Raw genomic sequence first — 17,317 nt, 5'->3', positions numbered from 1 at the left:
ACCTGTCCTGGTTTCGCGCATGCACATGATGGAAGAGCTCCTGGTCGTCACCACCGGTGGCACGATCGACAAGATCTACTTCGACGACAAGTCGGACTACCAGATCGGCGACCCCCAGATCGGCATGATCCTGCGCGAGCTGGGCGTGACGTTCCGCTTCAACGTGATTCCGATCCTGCGCAAGGATTCGCTGCACATCAACGATGAAGACCGCGAACTGATCCGCGCCACCATCGCCGCGCAGCCGACCCGGCACGTGCTGGTGACCCATGGCACCGATTCGATGGTGCAGACCGGCAAGGTGCTGGCGACGATCCCGGACAAGACCATCGTGATGACCGGCGCGCTGAGCCCGGCGCGTTTCCGCGGTTCGGATGCGGAGTTCAACATCGGCTGTGCGATCGGTGCGGTGCAGTCGCTGCCGACCGGCGTGTACATCGCCATGAACGGGCGGATCTTCGATCCGCAGCACGTGCGCAAGAACGTAGCGGCGAACCGCTTCGAATCGGTTTGAGGAACGGCGTGCCGACCAAGGTCGGCACCCACCACGACGCGGCGGCACGCACCACCGCGCGGCCCCATGCAAAAACGCCCCGGCCTAAGCCGGGGCGTGCCCATGGAGAGGGACTTGGGCTCAGTACTGGGCGCTGAGGGTCAGGCCCGAGAAGGTGCTGTACGCCTTCACCCGCACATACCAGGTGCCGGCGGCCGGGCTGTTGATGGTGCAGGTCTCGCTGTTGCCGCTCAGGTACGGACGGCAGGTGTAGGTGGTATCGGTCGGGGCACTGCCCTGGCGCACGTACAGGTCGGCATCACCGCTGCCGCCACTGATCGCCACGCGCAGCTGGCTGCTGCCGGCCGGAACCGCAACGGTGTAGTTCAGCTCGGCACCGGTGGCGGCGCCCAGGCCGGTCACCGGCACGTTGTTCTGCAGCACGTTGCCACCCGGGTTCGGGCCGCCACCGTTGATCGCTGCAGCGACCGCCGCGTCGGCGTCGATGATGCCGGCGCCGCAGCCACCCGAGCAGGCGCCCGGCAGCGGGCGTGCGGTGCTCTTGATGATGCTCTCCACCTGCGCCGGGCTCAGCGGGCTCGGGGCTACGGATTGCATCAGCGCGACCACGCCGGCCACGTGCGGTGCCGCCATCGAGGTGCCGTTGTACGAAGCGTAGCTGGCACTGCCCGGGGTGGTGGTGCCGCTGTTGAGGGTGGACAGGATGCCCTGGCCCGGTGCCGAGATATCGATGCCGTTGCCATAGTTGGAGAAGCTGGCACGCGCACCGGCCGAGGTGGTGGCCGCCACTGCGATCACGTTCGGGCAGTTGGCCGGCACCGACGAGGACACGTTGGTGTTGCTGTTGCCGGCGGCGACCACCACGGTGGTACCACGGCCGACAGCGCCATTGATCGCGTTCTGGTAGGTGGTCGAGCAGCTGCCACCGCCGCCCAGCGAGAGGTTGATGACCTCGGCCGGATTGGCATTGGCCGGCACGCCACTGACGCTGCCGCCGGAGGCCCACACAATCGCGTCGGCGATGTCAGAGGTGTAACCGCCGCACTTGCCGAGTACGCGTACCGGCACGACCTTGGCGTTGAATGCGGTACCTGCCACGCCGGTGCTGTTGTTGGTCACCGCCGCCACCGTACCGGCGACGTGGGTACCGTGCCAGCTGGAGTTCGAACCCGGGTAGCCCGCCTGGCACTCGTTGTCGCCGTACCAGTCGCCCTCATCGTTCGGGTTGTTGTCGCGGCCGTTGCCGTCGCGCGCCATCGCCGCATCGCTGATGAAGTCGTAGCCCGGCAGGATGTTGGCATTGAGGTCGGCATGGTTGGTGATGCCGGTGTCGATCACCGCCACGACCACACCGGTGCCGGTGGCCTTGTCCCAGGCCGGCCGGATGTTGATGCCGGCATTGGAGGTGCCAAAGCCCCATTGCTCGCTGAAGCGGGTGTCGTTCGGGGTCAGCGTGGCACGCATGATCTGGTCGACTTCAACGTATTCCACGTTCGGGTCGGCGGCCAGCTTGCGCATCAGCTGCTCGGATTCGGCCTGGTCGAGCGGACGATCGGTCTTGACCAGGGTCGGGCCGACGGCCAGCTTGCGGACCTGCTGCAGGCCCAGCGCGCGGCCCTGGCTGCTGGCCAGGCCGGCGGCGGCACTTTTCAGTGAAGAGGCCAGTGCGGTGGTGTTGGCCACCGGCGCGCTGCCGTCGCGGTACTTCACGATGAAGCGCTGGTGGGTCGGCGCGGACTGCAGGCCGCTGAGCTGGACATCACCGGCCAGCGCAGGCGTGGCCAGCAGCAGCGATGACAGAACGGACGCACCAAGGACCACCCACACTCGACGCACACGCGGTTGCGTTACCTGGGACATCGTATTTCCCTTTCTTGTGGTGTGAATGCCGGAATCGGCAGAAGCACCGGCCCGAACCCTGGGCTGGCTTGCATTGGCGAGGTTCGAAGTCCGGCGAGCCAGCGGATCCCCCTTCCGATCCGCCGTGCAGATGACGCTAATGACCAAAACCGGACACCACAAGATTTTCAGCGTCTTTTCAGCAAGATGAAATGTTCGTTCTGAGACTTCCCGGGTCGAGGGTTTGTGAAGGTGAAGGAACTTTCTCGTGCCCTGCACGCACCTGACTGGGTCATCACATGTCCTGCAATGACTTTGCCGACATCGGCGTCCACTGCTGTCACCAACGACCGCGGAGCGCCTGCCCGCCGCGTCGGACGCGCTGACTACTTTGCCTGCGGAACGCGCGCCGGCCGGATGCGCTGCCCTTTGACCGGCTCGCCGCGTGCAATCGGCTGGCCATCGGCCACGTAACCGGAGAACTGTGCCGGCAACGCTTCGCCGACACCGAACACGGGCCCGGCCTGCAGCTGGTAGTGCAGGTGCGGCTCGGAGGAGTTGCCGCTGTTGCCACAGTCACCGAGGTGCGCGCCGCTGCGGACAACCTGTCCCTGCGCAACGCGCACACTGCCCTGGCGCAGGTGCGCCAGCACCGAGTACTCCTCATTGCCGTGGTCGAGGATGACGCGGTTACCGGTGAGCTGGGCGGCATTCATCTGGCCCGGCACGTTGTCGGCCACACCCTCGATCACTTCCACCACCGTGCCATCGGCTGGCGCGAGGATCGGGCGACCGAAGCAGTAGTAGTCATCGTTGCGCAGCCCATCGCCACGGTGCGAGCGGCCGTCGCGGAGCACCAGCAGATCCAGCGCGAAGCGCTGGCCGGCATGGGCCGCATGGTAGTTCTGTTCGACAGTACGCCCGCCCCAGAACACAAAGTACTCATCGTCGAACGGCAGTTGCAGCCGTGTGCGGGTCTGGTAGTCGAGGAACCCGCTCGCCGCTGCCTGCGGCGGTGCGGTCTGTAGCGGGCGGATGTAGAAGCCGCCGATCCGCCCTTCGGCATCGATGGCCCACAGCACCTGGATGATGGCCGGGCTCCTGGCGAAGCGCGCCTGTCGCAGATAGGTGTCGAATCCATCAACCTTCTCGACCTTCTCACTGACCAGCTCGGTTTCTGCGCCCCAGCCCGCCAGCACCTGCTCGCGCAGCGCCACCAGGCTCTGCGGGGACTGCAGCCCCGCCTGCATCTGGGGCGTCATCCGTTCCCACAGTGCGTCGACGTGCCCTTCGTAGAACTGCGCGGTCAGCATGGCACCTTGTTGGCGCGGATCTGTGGCCTCAGCCGCACTGGTGAGAGCAGAGAAGGAAACAACCAGAACTGCAAACAGGCGCGGAAGCAATGTCATGTCAGGGGTCCTTTCGATCCGGATCGGGAAGGCCGGCAACGATTGCCGCCAGCTGCGTGCGGTACTCGGCCAGGGCAGTGCGGCCCCTCGGCGTCAACTGCAAAGTGGTCAGTGGGCGCTTGCCGCGGAACGACTTGTCGATGGCGACCAGACCTGCCGCTTCAAGCTTGCTCAGATGGCTGGAGAGGTTGCCCTTGCTCAACCCGCTGAGATGCTCGACAAATCCGAACTCGGCGGATTCGGCACCTGCCAGGATCGACAGGATCAGCAGGCGCGCCGGCTCGTGGATCAAGCGGTCGAGCTGGAGCAGCGCTCTGGAATCAGGCAGCTGGGTCATTCGACGTTCGTCCGCGCCGCCATGAACGCGCGCATCTCCACCTGCAGCCGCTGGAAGCGCTGGTGGTCACGCCAGCCGACCACGATCAGTGCGATGGATGCCAAGGGGAACACCGCGGTGCTCGGGCCGAAGCCGTACGCCTGCCCGGTGAAGGCCAGCGCGGCCTGGCACAGCAGGAACACGCCCACGATGAACTCCAGCGGCGTACGCAGCCAGCGCCACACCACCCAGGGCAACAGGGCCACCACGACCAGGTAGCCAATGGCGCGCAGGTCCCAGGCGCGTTCGCCCATCGGTACCAGCCGGGTCAGCACGCTGCCGATCACCAGCACGCTTACCAGCGCGGTGAAGGTGATGAAGAAGCGCTGGAAATTGCGTTCGACCGGCGTGACCTGCTCTTCGACCTGGCCCAGCCGCTGGTAGTAGCGGCGTGCCAGCCATTGCTTGCCGACGATCCACAGCACCGGCACGGCAATCAGCACGATGCGCAGCGCCAGGGTGGTCGGCAACAGAGCGCCGGCAAGAAACGAGGCCAGGCAGGCGATGCCGCCTGCCATCGCCGACAGGCCCCCGGCACTTCGCGAATACCGCGAGTATTCACGGGTCAGCGCCTGCAGGCGCGAGGAAGGATCAATGACGGACGGCTGCTGCATGACACGCTCCATCGGGGTCGCTTGAATTTAGTTTGCACTGCAAACCTATTTGCGTCAAGCAATCGCCTGCTGCGGTCTGGCGGGCGGGCCCACAACGCAGAAAGCCCGTCACTGGGACGGGCTTTCCAGAGGCGCAGTCGAGCATGGCTCGACGCTACGGTTCGGCGTGGGTGATCAGCCCAGCTTGACCAGCCAGTTGTGGCGGTCCGGCAGGCGGCCGTATTGGATGTCGGTCAGTTCCTTGCGTAGCGACATGGTCACTTCGCCGGCCGGGGCGTTGATGTCCCCCACCGAGAAGCCCTCGCCCTTCAGCTGGCCGATCGGGGTGACCACCGCCGCGGTGCCGCAGGCGAACACTTCGGCGATCTCGCCGGAGGCAACGCCGTCCTTCCACTCGTCGATGCTGACCTTGCGCTCTTCGACCTTCATGCCGCGGTCGCGGGCCAGCTGCAGGATGCTCTCCCGGGTAATGCCCTCAAGGATGCTGCCCGAGAGCTGCGGGGTGACCAGCGTGCCGTCCTTGTAGACCAGGAACACGTTCATGCCGCCCAGTTCTTCCAGGTACTTGCCTTCCACCGGGTCGAGGAACAGCACCTGCGAGCAGCCCTGTGCCTGCGCCTTCTGCTGCGGCAGCAGCGAGGCGGCGTAGTTGCCACCGCACTTGGCGGCGCCGGTGCCGCCCTTGGCTGCACGCGCGTATTCGGTGGACAGCCAGATCGACACCGGGGCGACGCCCTTGGCGAAGTACGGGCCAGCTGGGCTGGCGATGACGTAGTAGCCGGCCTTGTGTGCGCCACGCACGCCGAGGAAGGCTTCGTCGCCGATCATGAACGGACGGAAGTACAGGCTCGACTCATCGGCCGACGGCACCCAGGCGCTGTCGACGGCGATCAGCTGCTTCAGCGATTCGACGAAGATCTCCACCGGCAGTTCCGGCAGCGCCAGGCGCTGTGCCGAACGCTGCAGTCGACGGCCGTTGGCATCCGGGCGGAAGGTCCAGATCGAACCGTCGGCATGGCGGTAGGCCTTGATGCCTTCGAAGATTTCCTGGCCGTAATGCAGCACGGCTGCAGCCGGGTCCAGCTGCAGCGGGCCGTAGGCGCGCACATTGGCGTTGTGCCAGCCGGTGTCCTTGTCCCAGCGCACTTCCACCATGTGGTCGGTGAAGTGCAGGCCGAAGCCCGGCTTCTCCAGGATCTGGGCGCGCTCCTCAGCGCTGCGCGGGTGGTCCGAACGGGTGACGGCGAAGCTGGGAATGGACTGGGACACCGGAGATTTCCTGTTCTGGTTGCGGGTAATGCCGGGCCCGCGTCACTGCGGGCCGTGGGTCAAAGCATGCCGGTCTCGAGCCGGGCCGCCTCGGACATCATGTGCTGGTTCCACGGCGGGTCGAACACCAGGTCGACGTCGGCCTCGGCCACCGTCGGGATCATTTCGAGCTTGCTGCGCACGTCGTCGACCAGGATCTCGCCCATGCCGCAGCCCGGTGCGGTCAGGGTCATCTTCACGTCGATCTCCCGCTTGCCTTCGTCCAGGTGCTTGATCTCGACTTCGTAGACCAGGCCCAGTTCGACGATGTTCACCGGAATTTCCGGGTCGAAGCAGGTGCGCAGCTGCTGCCATACCAGCTGTTCCACCTGTTCATCGGTGGCATCGGCGGGCAGTTCCAGCGGCGCCGGCGCCTCCTTGCCGATGGCGTCGCCGTCCTTGCCGGCGATGCGGAACAGGTTGCCCTCGACAAACACCGAATAACTGCCGCCCAGTGCCTGGGTGATGTACCCATAGCTGCCGGCAGGCAGGGTCACGGTGTCGCCCTGCGGGACCATCACGGCCTCGCAATCGCGTTCGAAGTGGACAGGTTCGCTGCTACGGGAATACATGGGGACCGATATGGGGCCGTGGCCGGGGCCACGCAAGACGGCATTCTAGCCCAGCCGCCCTGCGGCCGCCGGTGCACTGCGGCAAACCACAGTATCCTGTGGGTAATCTTCAGGGAGCTTCGATGTCCTCCAATGCCGCGCGTGCCAGGACCGTGACCTGGCTCTGGCCCCTCATGCTGTTGCTGGGTCTGGTTGTTGCTCCCCTTGCCTGGATGGTGCTGGCGCTGATGACCGGCCGGCAGGTCGGCTGGATGGCGGTACTGACCGCCCTGGAACTGGTGTTCATGCTGCGCATGGGTACGCTGGGCCCGGGCCGGTTGCGCATCGCGCTGGTCGTGCTGGGCACCCTGCTGGTGGCCGCCGTGGCCAACTGGGCCATCGCCAGCGCCTGGATGGGCGGCTCGATCGGGCTGGATCTGTGGGACGCCACGATGCGGATGGGCCCGCACCTGGCCTGGACCCTGATCACCCTCGCCAATGGCGCGATCGAGTGGCTGTGGCTGGCCCTGGGCGTGGCCGTGGGCGCCTGGCTGGCGCGCTGACCGCGAGACTCACGCCACGCGTGGATGGCGGTAGTGCCGGCCGCTGGCCGGCAGAAGCGTGCGGACCAAGGTCCGCACCTACCGGATGCAGCCGGATCTCAATGCCCGCCGTCGAGCGCCTTCAGTTCGCTCACCAGCGAGGCTGCCGCCTCGGCACCGTCGCCGTACAACATGCGGGTGTTGTCGGCGTAGAACAGCGCATTCTCGATGCCGGCAAAGCCGGTGCCCTTGCCACGCTTGATCACCACCACGTTGCGCGCATTGACCACGTCCAGCACCGGCATGCCGTAGATCGGGCTGGCCGGATCGGTGCGTGCGACCGGATTGACCACGTCGTTGGCGCCGATCACCAGCACCACGTCGGTGTTGGCGAACTCCGGGTTGATGTCGTCCATGTCGGCGATCAGGTCGTAGGGCACGCCCGCCTCGGCCAGCAGCACGTTCATGTGCCCGGGCATGCGTCCGGCCACCGGGTGGATCGCGAACTTCACCTTGACACCGCGCTGGCCCAGCCGCTGCGCCAGCTCCCATATCTTGTGCTGGGCCTGCGCCACGGCCATGCCGTAGCCTGGCACGATCACCACGCGTTCGGCGTAGGCCATCATCGCCGCGACGTCCGATGCTTCAATCGGCTTCTGCGCACCCGTGATCGCCTGCGCTTCCCCGCCGGCACCGCCGCCGAAGTTGGAGAACAACACGTTGCGGATCGGCCGGTTCATCGCCTTGGCCATCAGCCGGGTCAGCAGGATGCCCGCCGCGCCGACCATCATGCCGGCGATGATCAATGCCTCATTGCCCAGCACGTAGCCTTCGAACGACACCGCCAGGCCGGTGAAGGCGTTGTACAGCGAGATCACCACCGGCATGTCGGCGCCACCGATCGGCAGCGTCATCAGCACGCCCAGTGCCAGCGCCAGCACGAAGAAGGCGACGATCGCCCAGGTATTGAGCGTGCTCGCGGCGATGATCGCCAGCAGCACCACCGCCAGTGCCACCAGCAAGTTCATCACCTGCTGGCCCGGCCAAGTCACGCGCTTGTCGAGGCGGCCATCGAGTTTGGCCCAGGCGATCACCGAGCCGGACAACGACACCGCACCGATGGCCGCGCCGACCACCGCCAGCAGCAGCACCGTGCCCGAGGGCTGGCGCGCGGCCAGGTCGGCCAGCGCCTGCGCGCTCCAGTGGCTGGTATCGCGGTTGGCCAGGAAGGCGTAGCGCAGCAGTTCCACTGCACCGATGGCCGCCGCCGAGCCACCGCCCATGCCGTTGTACAGCGCCACCATCTGCGGCATGTCGGTGATGGCGACCTTGCCGGCCGACCACCAGGCCAAACCCGCGCCAAGCAGCAGCGCCACCAGGATCAGCGGCACGTTGTGCAGTTCGGGCAGGAAGAAGGTTGCCGCCGTAGCCAGCAGCATGCCCAGCCCGGCCCAGCGGATGCCGCTGCGCGCAGTCAGCGGCGAAGCCATGCGCTGCAGGCCCAGCAGGAACAGCGTGGCGGCGACGAGGTAGCTGGCCTTGACCAGCCAATCGAGCAGTTCGACGGTGCTGATGTTCAAGCCTGCGGCTCCTTCGGCTCGTCCTTGCCGCCCTTGGGCGCGCTCGGCTTGAACATTTCCAGCATGCGCGCGGTGACCACGTAGCCACCGGCCGCGTTGCCGGCACCGAGCACCACGGCGAGGAAGCCCAGGGCTTTCTCCAGCGGTGTCTGCGCGTGCCCCAGCACCACCATCGCACCGATCAGCACGATGCCGTGGATGAAGTTGGAGCCCGACATCAGCGGGGTATGCAGGATCACCGGCACCCGCGAAATGATCACGTGGCCGGCGATGGCTGCCAGCATGAAGATGTACAGCGCTACGAACCCGTCACTCACTGGCAACGCTCCTGCTCTGTCTTCGTCGTCCCATCATAACCACGGGCTGAACCCGGTGCGCGCCCGGCGTCAACCGAAGCCGCGCTCACGCGTTGTCGATGGTGACCCCGAGCGAGGAACCGTACCCTGTGCTGGTGAGCAGCCCCGTTCCCCCGAGCGCCGAGACCGATGCCCTGCCGGCGTCGCTGGAAGCGTTCCTGGCCAGCGTTGGCCCGCGTGCGTTCCGCTTCGCCGAGGCTGGCCTGCGCCAGCGCGAAGACGCCATGGACGCGGTGCAGGACGCGCTGCTGCGCATGCTGGACTACGCCGACAAGCCGGCGGCCGAATGGGCGCCGCTGTTCTGGAGCATCCTGCGCCGGCGCGTGATCGACGTGCAGCGCCGGCGCCGCTTCCGCCTGCCGTTCTGGCGCGACAACCAGGACGCGGAAGGCGGCGAGATCGATTGGGCCGATCCCGGCCCGGACCCGGCACAGGCGCATGAACAGCGCCAGCAGTACCAGCAGCTGGTGGACGCGTTGCGCCGCCTGCCCGCCCGCCAGCGCGAAGCCTTCACCCTGCGCGTGCTGCAGGACCTGGACGGGGCCACCACCGCCCGCGCCATGGGCTGCAGCGAAGGCGCGGTAAAAACCCATCTGGCACGCGCCCGCCAGGCGCTGCAGGATTACCTGGAGATCCACCCGTGAACCGCTCCCTGCCTTCCGATGACACCCTGCGCAGCCTGCACGCACAGTCGCTGCACGCGCTGTCGCCGGCAACGCTGGCCCGGCTGCGCCAGGCTCGCCACGGCGCCACGGCCACCCATCGCGGGCGCTGGCGCTGGTGGCTGGCCAGTGCCTGTTCGCTGGTGGTGGCACTGGGTATCGGCCTGCAGTTCAGCGGCCATGGCACGCTGACGGGCCCTGCGCCGGCACCTGTGCTTGCCTCGGTGGAAGACAACAGCGCGCTCTACGACGAAAATCCCGACCTGTACCTGTGGCTGGGCGATACCGACCTGGCGATGGAGTGAACCATGCCCCGATTCAATCACCTGCCGCTGCTGCTGACCCTGTCGCTGCTGCCGGCCCTCCCGGCACTGGCGCAGAGCGCCGCGCCCTCCCCTGCCGCACGCCCCGCGCCGGCCGCGCCGCTGCCGGCCTGGGAACAGTTGAGTGAAGCACAGCGGGAATCCCTGCTGGCACCGCTGCGCGACCGCTGGAACAGCGCCGATGCCGGCCAGCGCCAGCGCATGCTCTCGCATGGCCGGCGCTGGCAGTCGATGAGCCCTGAGGAACGCGACAAGGCCCGACGTGGCCTGCGCCGCTTCGAGCACATGAGCCCGGAACAGCGTGAGCAGGCCCGGGCCCTGTTCGGCCAGATGCGGGATCTGCCGCCCGCGCAGCGCGACGCACTGCGCGAGCGCTGGTCGCAGATGACGCCGGAACAACGCAAGGACTGGGTGCGCGAGAACCCGCCGCCGGCGAAGCCGCGGTAAAGGCAGCGTTCAACCCTTTGTAGAGCCGAGCCCACGCTCGGCTGCTTTATCGCGCCTGCGCAAGCCGAGCATGGGCTCGGCTCTACAGGAGGCATATCAGGTTCACGCCTGCCAGCGCGTCTTCGCCAGCAGCTCGTCGTCCCAGTCGAAACCGAGCTGGCCTTCGCGCACGAACAGCGCGACGAAGTTGAGCAGGTTGCGCGCATACATCTCGCTGGCCTGTGTTGCACCGCGGCTGGCCAGGCCCAGCGGGCCATCGATAGTCACGCCCTGGTGTTCGATGCACTGCCCTGGCTGGGTCAGTGCGCAGTTGCCGCCGCCCTCCGCCGCCAGGTCCACGATCACGCTGCCGGTGGCCATGCCTTCCACCATTGCGGCAGTCACGATCGTCGGCGCCGGTCGCCCCGGTACCGCAGCGGTGCAGATCACCACATCCACACCACGCAGGTGGTCGGCCAGGCGGCGCTGCTGCTCGGCACGCTCTTCATCGGTCAACGCGCGCGCGTAACCGCCCTCGCCCGCCGCGCTCACCCCGAGGTCGAGAAAGCGCGCGCCCAGCGACTGGATCTGCTCGCGGGTTTCCGGGCGCACGTCGAAGCCTTCCACCTGTGCACCCAACCGGCGCGCGGTGGCGATGGCCTGCAGGCCCGCCACACCGGCACCGATCACCAGCACCTTGGCCGGACGCACGGTACCGGCGGCGGTGGTCAGCATCGGAAAGAAGCGTGGCGCACGCTCGGCCGCGATCAGCGCCGCCTTGTAGCCGGCCATGCCCGCCTGCGAACTGAGCACGTCCATCGCCTGCGCGCGGGTAGTGCGCGGCAGCTGCTGCAGCGGGAACAGCTGCAGGCGGTCGCCAGCGGCCAATGCCGCAAGCGCCGGATCACTGGCCGGGGCCAGCAGGCCGACCACGCTGGCAGCGGGCTTGAGCTGCTCCAGGACCAACGCCGGCGGCGCCTGCACGCACAGCAGGATATCGATCTCTCCCCAACGACCCGCGTCGAACACACGTGCACCGGCATCGTCATAGGCCGCATCGGTGAAGCCTGCAGCCAAGCCGGCGCCCGCTTCGTACCAGACGGTAATGCCGAGGGCACCGAGCTTGCGCGCGGTTTCCGGCGTCAACGCCACGCGCCGTTCGCCCGGCGCGGTCTCCTTGATCCCCAGCAACGCCACGGCCATGCAGGTCCCCGCTGATCGGTGAGTTTTCCCGATCCTAGCAGGCGGCTCCGCTCAGTGCAGGGTGGCGCTGCCCGGGTCCAGCCGATCGATCACGCCCTGCATGGCGCTGTCGAAGGCGCCGTCATCCACATGGGCGCGCAGCCGGCCCAGCCGCACCATCACCGCCAGTTCCTCCGGAGAGGCCACGCAGAAGCGCACGCCGCGGCGGTTGACGAACAGCAGGCGCGAGGAGATCGGGCTGACCCAGGACAGCTTGCCGGCCTGCACCTTGCCGTCCTTGTCGACAAAGTCCAGCCAGTTGCCGATTTCCATGCGGCGGAAGCGGTCGGCATCGGCGTTGTCGAAATCGTCGGCGTCGATCTGCCCGCCCAGCTCGACCGCGGGCGATTCAGCCACCGGCGGTGCCGGCAAGGCAACCTGCGGCAGTTCCGGCAGCGCGCGCTGCAGTTCCGGGCGCGATTCGGCAATGCCCTGCAAGGTGTCATGCAAGGCGTCGATGGCACCGGTGGCGGCATCGCCGTGCACGCCGACACTGGCAAATACCTTGGCCAGCACCGGCTGCCAGGCCTGCAGCCACGGCTTGCCGACGATCTGGCGGCGGGCCTCGGCCACTTCCTCCAGCAGGCCGTCAGCCAGGCTCAGTGCCTCGGCCACCGACGCACCCTCCTCGCCCTCGCGCAGCAGCGCCAGGGTCAGGTGGTGCTGCCACGGCTGGCGCAGGAACTCGGCGATGGCCGGCGGCAGGGTGGCATCGCCGATGCGGCGGTCCAGTTCGGCACCGGCGCGGCTGCGGGCCATTTCCAGCTTTTCCTGGCCGCGCTGCGTTTCGGCGGCGCGACGCTCGGCGATTTCCACGCGGCGGCGATGCTGGACGAGGAACTCGCGGAATTCTTCTTCCAGGGTCAGGAAGATCGCCAGGTTCTCGTTGAACTCGGCCACCAGCCGTTCGATGATCTCCTCGACCTTGGCCATCAGCATGCGCTCGGCCTGGCTTTCGCCGGTATTGCCTTCGCAGGCTTCGGCCAGCGAGTTGAGCAGCTTGCGTGCCGGATGGGTCTTCTGCACGAACATGCGGCGGTCGAGCATCGCCACCTTGACGAAGGGCACCACCAGGCGGCCGATCAACTCGCGCGAGCGACCTTCCAGCTCGCGTTCGTCCAGCATCACGTCGAACAGCATGCCCACCAGATCAATCGCGTCCTCGTCCTGCGGGTCCAGCCGGGTCTGGCCGGGATCGACGCCGAGACGGGTGGCGCTGGACAGCACTTCACTCTTCAGCCGCTGCGCCAGCGATTCGCCGTCCTCGCCGATGGCCGCACGCAGGGTGGCGCTGGGCGTGGCCTGCAGCAGTGACAGCACCGACATCATCTCGCGCTGGCTCAACGGGCGGTGCTGGCCGACCGCGACCTGCGCGGCCGAGGTGGCGTCCTCGCGAACGTGGCGGGTCTGCTGCAGCAGCTCATGCAGGGCCTCCAGCAACATGCCCTGCTGGCCGGCATACGCCTCACCGCTGCCGGCATCCTCGCCCCCGAGGTGCTGCTGCATGTGGCCACGGCGCTCGGACCAGCGCGCGGCGAACCGCTGCGCCCAGGCCGGCGCGGCCTGTTCATCATCGCTGAATTCGGATTCGAAGCCCGCCGCGTGGCGCGGCTCGACCAGATCGTCCGCCCCCGGCGCCATGCGCGGGTCGGGCGCGGCCGACAGCGGACGCCGCGGCGCCCCCATCTGCGACATCACGCCAGCGGCGGCAAGCTGCTCGTCCAGCTTCTCGTAGATGCGGCCCACCGGCGCGCGCAGGTCGCGTTCGCACAGTTTGATCAGCACCAGGTGCACTTCCGGCGCCAGCTCGCAGCCGGCAAAGGCCTCATGGATGGCCACGCCCAGGTGCTCGGGGCTGACCGGGTTGTGGTCGGCATCCAGCTCGGCGCCGCCGATCAAGCGGCCCAGGCGCCGGTCCAGCCGCGCCAGCACCGGCTTGAAGTCGCGCAGCAGCACGGTGGCGAAATTGCGCACCGCCAGCCGCGACTCCAGTACATGTTCAGCCAGCAGGCTCAGGCCATCCTCGGCCGGTCCGGACAGGGTGGCTTCGGCCGACAGCGGCTCGCCACTGGCCAGTGCATCCCAGGCCCGCTGCAGGTGGCCGGCAAAGGCGGCGGCGATGTCCTCACGGCGGCGGCGCAGCTCGCGCATCGCATCCAGGAACAGCAGCTGCGACGAGCCTGCATTGCCGGCCCGGTCGAACAGTGCATCGTCGAAACGCGCCAGTGCGGCCCCGAAAGCCTGGCACAGCGCCGGCAGGACCATGTCCCGGGCACGCTGAAGCTGGACCGGGTCACGGCCCGGCGATCCCATCGGTGTGGGCGCGCTCATCATTCGGGAAGGCTCCCCACCTTCTCTGATACGACAGACAGCATGGACATCGCGACGACCGGCACACCCCATGTACCGGTACGTCGATGGTAGGCCGGCCAGCCCGTCACGGACAGTGAAACAGTCCTCACTTCAAACCTCATGACCGGCGGCCCGGCAAGATAGATATCGTAAGCCGTGCGAGGCCCACGAGGCGAGAGGAAGCGGTCGTCCCTTTCCCGCCAGTGGCATGATGTTCATCACAGTTTGATATTCAGGGGCGAGACGCGACACAGACGGCGTCATTGACCACCCCGACTATAATCAAACACCCGTGATGACCGGTTCAGACTCCATGCCCGACCCCGCTGCCCTGCTTGCCCTGGATGCCCGCCGCTCGGTGCCCTCGCGGCAACTGGGCGAGCCCGGACCGGATCCGGCCACCCTGCAGCGCATGCTGGCCTCGGCCGTGCGCGTGCCCGACCACGGCAAGCGCGTACCGTTCCGCTTCCTGAAGATCGCCGGCGATGCACGTCACACTCTGGGCGACTTCCTGGCCGAGCGCAGCCGCCAGCGCGACCCGCATGCCGGTGAGGCGGTATTCGAGAAGGACCGCCAGCGTTTCAGCCATGCGCCGCTGGTGATCGTGGTGGTGGCCAGCCCGCGTCCGGACCCGAAAGTGCCCGAACAGGAACAGCTGATGACCGCCGGCTGCGTCTGCTTCGCCCTGCTGCAGGCCGCGCAGGCGCTGGGCTTCGGTGCGCAGTGGCTGACCGCATGGATGGCCTTCGACCCGGCCGTGCAGGCCTATCTGGGGCTGTCCGAGGGCGAAGGCATCGCCGGTTTCATCCATATCGGCACGCCGAAGGCCGCCGTCCCCGAACGCGAGCGCCCCGATCCGGCGGCCCTGCTGCGTGACTGGACGCCGCCGGCATGAGCCTGCCGGCAGCGCCGCCCTCGCTGTACCTGGTCGACGCCAGCATCTACGTGTTCCGCGCCTGGCACTCGCTGCCGGACCAGTTCCAGGACGCGCAGGGCTGGCCGACCAACGCGGTGCACGGCTTCGCCCGGTTCCTGCTGGACCTGCTCGAGCGCGAGCGCCCACGGCACATCGCCATCGCCTTCGACGAAGCGCTGGACAGCGGCTTCCGCCACCGCCTGTACCCGGCCTACAAGGCCAACCGCGACCCGGCGCCGGAGGCGCTCAAGCGCCAGTTCGTGCACTGCAAGGCGCTCTGCGCGGCGTTGGGCCTTGCCGTTCTGGCCCACCACGAATACGAGGCCGATGACCTGATCGGCAGCGCCCTGCATGTGCATCGTGGCAGCCACCGCGGCGTGATCATCTCCGCCGACAAGGACCTGTCGCAGCTGCTGCTGGACCACGACGAACAGTGGGACTACGCGCGCAACCAGCGCTGGGACGTGGCCGGGGTGAAGGCACGGCACGGCGTGCATGCGCACCAGATCGCCGATTACCTGGCGCTGTGTGGCGACGCGGTGGACAACATTCCCGGTGTCAGTGGCGTCGGCAGCAAGTCTGCCGCCGTGCTGCTGGCCCATTTCGGCAGCATGGACGCGCTGTACGAGCGACTGGATGAAGTACCGTTCCTGCGCCTGCGCGGCGCCGCACAGATGGCCGTGCGCCTGCGCGAGCAGCGCGAGCACGCCCAGCTCTGGCGCCAGCTGACCACCATCGCGCTGGACGCGCCGCTGGAAGGCAGCCAACCCGGCCTGCTGCGCCAGGCGGCCGACCCGGAGCTGCTCGGCGGCCTGTGCCAGACCCTGCGCTTCGGCCCGATGACCCGCCGCCGGCTGTTCGATGCCGCCGGCGTACCCGACATTCTTCCCACCCACAGCGAGCCCGCATGAGCCAGCGCAACACCGAAGCCCCGCGTGTCGTCTATGAAGGCAAGTACCAGCGCATGCTGGTGCGCGGCACCTGGGAGTACAGCGAACGCACCCATGCCGGCGGCCTGGCGGCGATCATCATCGCCGTCACCCCCGAGGACAAGGTGCTGTTCGTCGAGCAGTTCCGCGTGCCGCTGCAGGCCCCCACCATCGAGATGCCGGCCGGCCTGGTCGGCGACATCCACGCCGGCGAATCGATCGAAGTCTCGGCCGTACGCGAACTGGAAGAAGAAACCGGCTGGACCGCCGACCACGCCGAAGTGCTGATGATCGGCCCGACATCTTCCGGCGCCAGCAGCGAGAAGATCGCCTTCGTGCGCGCTACCGGCCTGCGCCGGATCGGTGAAGGCGGCGGCGATGACAGCGAGGACATCACCGTGCACGAGATTCCGCGCAGTGAGGCTGCGGCCTGGCTGGTACAGAAGATGGGCGAAGGCTACGAGCTGGATGCCAAGCTCTGGGCCGGGCTGTGGATGATCGAGCACCACCTGGACGGACGCCCGCGTGGCTGACGCCGACCTGCATGCGCTGCCGGCGCTGCTGGGCGCCGACGACCCGGCGATCTACACCCTCCACCGGCCGCAGGGCGCCTCACCGTACCTGCTGCTGGCCGACCACGCCGGCCAGCAGGTGCCGCGAGCATTGGAAGGCCTTGGCCTGGCGCAGGCCGAGCTGGACCGCCATATCGGCTGGGACATCGGCATTGCCGGCACCACCCGTGCACTGGCCGAACGGCTGGATGCCTGGGCGATCGAACAGACCTATTCGCGGCTGCTGATCGACTGCAACCGTCCGCTGGCCTCGCCAACGCTGATTCCGGAAGTGAGCGACCACACCGTGGTGCCGGGCAATGCCGGGTTGTCGGCGGCACAGCGGCAGCAGCGTATCGATGCGATCCACGCGCCCTACCATGCACGCATCGACGCAGAACTGGATGCGCGCCGCGATGCCGGCCGCCCTACCCTGCTGGTGATGATGCACAGCTTCACCCCCGCGATGAACGGCGCGCAGCGACCGTGGCATGCCGGCGTGCTGTACCACCAGGACACGCGCTTTGCGCATGCGCTGCTGCAGGCACTGCGCGACGACGGCGACCTGGTGGTGGGTGACAACGAACCATATTCGGTCAGCAGCACCAGCGACTACGCGGTGCCGGTGCACGGCGAAGGCCGTGGGCTGGTGCACGTGGAACTGGAGATCCGCCAGGACCTGATTGCCGACGTGGCCGGGCAGCAGGCGTGGGCGGAGCGGCTGGCGCGGATCTTCAGCGCGCTGCAGCCGCAGTTGCTGGCGTTCGGTTGAACGTCATCCACGCATGGCGTGGCTCTACTCGCGATGTCCCAGTAGATCCACGCCA

The 17,317-nt window shown here is 67.8% G+C and carries 19 protein-coding genes; 9 read left to right on the top strand and 10 right to left on the bottom strand.

The annotated features are described in order from the left end of the window. The first annotated feature begins 28 nt into the window (after positions 1 to 28). The gene (locus ACW5IY_RS03590; protein WP_040009892.1) at positions 29 to 514 is read left to right on the top strand and encodes an asparaginase domain-containing protein; all 486 of its coding nucleotides are present in this window, start codon (positions 29 to 31) and stop codon (positions 512 to 514) included. A gap of 120 nt (positions 515 to 634) precedes the next feature. Here the strand turns inward: ACW5IY_RS03590 and ACW5IY_RS03585 are convergent, their stop codons facing one another. The 6 genes from ACW5IY_RS03585 to sufT form a co-directional block, all read right to left on the bottom strand. Continuing rightward, positions 635 to 2,374: a S8 family peptidase gene (locus tag ACW5IY_RS03585; protein ID WP_049435188.1), complete on the bottom strand. Its 1,740-nt coding sequence runs from the start codon at positions 2,372 to 2,374 to the stop codon at positions 635 to 637. Positions 2,375 to 2,739: 365 nt separating this feature from the next. Further along, positions 2,740 to 3,762 carry a M23 family metallopeptidase gene (locus ACW5IY_RS03580; protein WP_049486746.1) on the bottom strand — a complete coding sequence of 341 codons (1,023 nt, stop codon included), beginning with the start codon at positions 3,760 to 3,762 and terminating at the stop codon, positions 2,740 to 2,742. A 1-nt stretch (position 3,763) separates the two neighbouring features. Next, positions 3,764 to 4,099, bottom strand: a complete 336-nt coding sequence (locus tag ACW5IY_RS03575; RefSeq protein ID WP_010481771.1) for a transcriptional regulator — start codon at positions 4,097 to 4,099, stop codon at positions 3,764 to 3,766. After that, complete coding sequence (locus ACW5IY_RS03570) at positions 4,096 to 4,752, bottom strand: hypothetical protein (RefSeq protein WP_049436453.1); 657 nt, start codon at positions 4,750 to 4,752, stop codon at positions 4,096 to 4,098. The genes ACW5IY_RS03575 and ACW5IY_RS03570 overlap by 4 nt, the downstream gene beginning before the upstream one ends. 174 nt (positions 4,753 to 4,926) lie before the next feature. Next, positions 4,927 to 6,021 (bottom strand): branched-chain amino acid aminotransferase, encoded by a 1,095-nt coding sequence (locus ACW5IY_RS03565; protein WP_010481775.1) that lies wholly within the window; start codon positions 6,019 to 6,021, stop codon positions 4,927 to 4,929. A 59-nt stretch (positions 6,022 to 6,080) separates the two neighbouring features. Then, positions 6,081 to 6,632, bottom strand: coding sequence for a putative Fe-S cluster assembly protein SufT (gene sufT / locus ACW5IY_RS03560; protein WP_005415385.1), 552 nt, complete (start codon positions 6,630 to 6,632; stop codon positions 6,081 to 6,083). Positions 6,633 to 6,754: 122 nt separating this feature from the next. On the opposite strand from sufT, the gene ACW5IY_RS03555 reads away from it, so the two are divergent. Beyond that, the gene (locus ACW5IY_RS03555; protein WP_049436454.1) at positions 6,755 to 7,174 is read left to right on the top strand and encodes a hypothetical protein; all 420 of its coding nucleotides are present in this window, start codon (positions 6,755 to 6,757) and stop codon (positions 7,172 to 7,174) included. A 98-nt stretch (positions 7,175 to 7,272) separates the two neighbouring features. Here the strand turns inward: ACW5IY_RS03555 and ACW5IY_RS03550 are convergent, their stop codons facing one another. Further along, entirely contained in the window at positions 7,273 to 8,733 is a 1,461-nt protein-coding gene (locus tag ACW5IY_RS03550; RefSeq protein WP_049436455.1) for an NAD(P)(+) transhydrogenase (Re/Si-specific) subunit beta, read from the bottom strand. Continuing rightward, positions 8,730 to 9,050, bottom strand: a complete 321-nt coding sequence (locus tag ACW5IY_RS03545) for an NAD(P) transhydrogenase subunit alpha part 2 (protein ID WP_005408173.1) — start codon at positions 9,048 to 9,050, stop codon at positions 8,730 to 8,732. Before ACW5IY_RS03545 ends, ACW5IY_RS03550 begins: the two co-directional genes overlap by 4 nt. 98 nt (positions 9,051 to 9,148) lie before the next feature. On the opposite strand from ACW5IY_RS03545, the gene ACW5IY_RS03540 reads away from it, so the two are divergent. The 3 genes from ACW5IY_RS03540 to ACW5IY_RS03530 are packed head-to-tail and all read left to right on the top strand — an operon-like array spanning position 9,149 to position 10,521. Continuing rightward, complete coding sequence (locus tag ACW5IY_RS03540) at positions 9,149 to 9,733, top strand: RNA polymerase sigma factor (RefSeq protein ID WP_005408172.1); 585 nt, start codon at positions 9,149 to 9,151, stop codon at positions 9,731 to 9,733. Continuing rightward, positions 9,730 to 10,056: a membrane protein gene (locus tag ACW5IY_RS03535; protein WP_049436456.1), complete on the top strand. Its 327-nt coding sequence runs from the start codon at positions 9,730 to 9,732 to the stop codon at positions 10,054 to 10,056. Before ACW5IY_RS03540 ends, ACW5IY_RS03535 begins: the two co-directional genes overlap by 4 nt. A gap of 3 nt (positions 10,057 to 10,059) precedes the next feature. Further along, entirely contained in the window at positions 10,060 to 10,521 is a 462-nt protein-coding gene (locus tag ACW5IY_RS03530; protein WP_049436457.1) for a DUF3106 domain-containing protein, read from the top strand. Between the two features lie 102 nt (positions 10,522 to 10,623). On the opposite strand, the gene ACW5IY_RS03525 is transcribed toward ACW5IY_RS03530, so the two are convergent. Further along, positions 10,624 to 11,703 (bottom strand): NAD(P) transhydrogenase subunit alpha, encoded by a 1,080-nt coding sequence (locus ACW5IY_RS03525; RefSeq protein WP_049436458.1) that lies wholly within the window; start codon positions 11,701 to 11,703, stop codon positions 10,624 to 10,626. 51 nt (positions 11,704 to 11,754) lie between these two features. Further along, positions 11,755 to 14,076, bottom strand: coding sequence for a DUF1631 domain-containing protein (locus ACW5IY_RS03520; protein ID WP_049453825.1), 2,322 nt, complete (start codon positions 14,074 to 14,076; stop codon positions 11,755 to 11,757). A 331-nt stretch (positions 14,077 to 14,407) separates the two neighbouring features. On the opposite strand from ACW5IY_RS03520, the gene ACW5IY_RS03515 reads away from it, so the two are divergent. From ACW5IY_RS03515 to ACW5IY_RS03500, 4 genes are read left to right on the top strand one after another with little or no spacing between them, the layout of a single operon-like run. Continuing rightward, positions 14,408 to 14,989, top strand: a complete 582-nt coding sequence (locus ACW5IY_RS03515) for a nitroreductase family protein (protein ID WP_010481787.1) — start codon at positions 14,408 to 14,410, stop codon at positions 14,987 to 14,989. Then, complete coding sequence (locus tag ACW5IY_RS03510) at positions 14,986 to 15,921, top strand: 5'-3' exonuclease H3TH domain-containing protein (protein WP_049436460.1); 936 nt, start codon at positions 14,986 to 14,988, stop codon at positions 15,919 to 15,921. The genes ACW5IY_RS03515 and ACW5IY_RS03510 overlap by 4 nt, the downstream gene beginning before the upstream one ends. Then, positions 15,918 to 16,472, top strand: a complete 555-nt coding sequence (locus tag ACW5IY_RS03505) for an NUDIX hydrolase (RefSeq protein WP_010481791.1) — start codon at positions 15,918 to 15,920, stop codon at positions 16,470 to 16,472. Before ACW5IY_RS03510 ends, ACW5IY_RS03505 begins: the two co-directional genes overlap by 4 nt. Further along, positions 16,465 to 17,262, top strand: a complete 798-nt coding sequence (locus tag ACW5IY_RS03500) for an N-formylglutamate amidohydrolase (RefSeq protein ID WP_049436461.1) — start codon at positions 16,465 to 16,467, stop codon at positions 17,260 to 17,262. The genes ACW5IY_RS03505 and ACW5IY_RS03500 overlap by 8 nt, the downstream gene beginning before the upstream one ends. Positions 17,263 to 17,317: the final 55 nt, after the last annotated feature.

Source organism: Stenotrophomonas sp. C-A (assembly GCF_054030835.1).
This window is presented reverse-complemented; position numbering and strand designations above follow the sequence as displayed.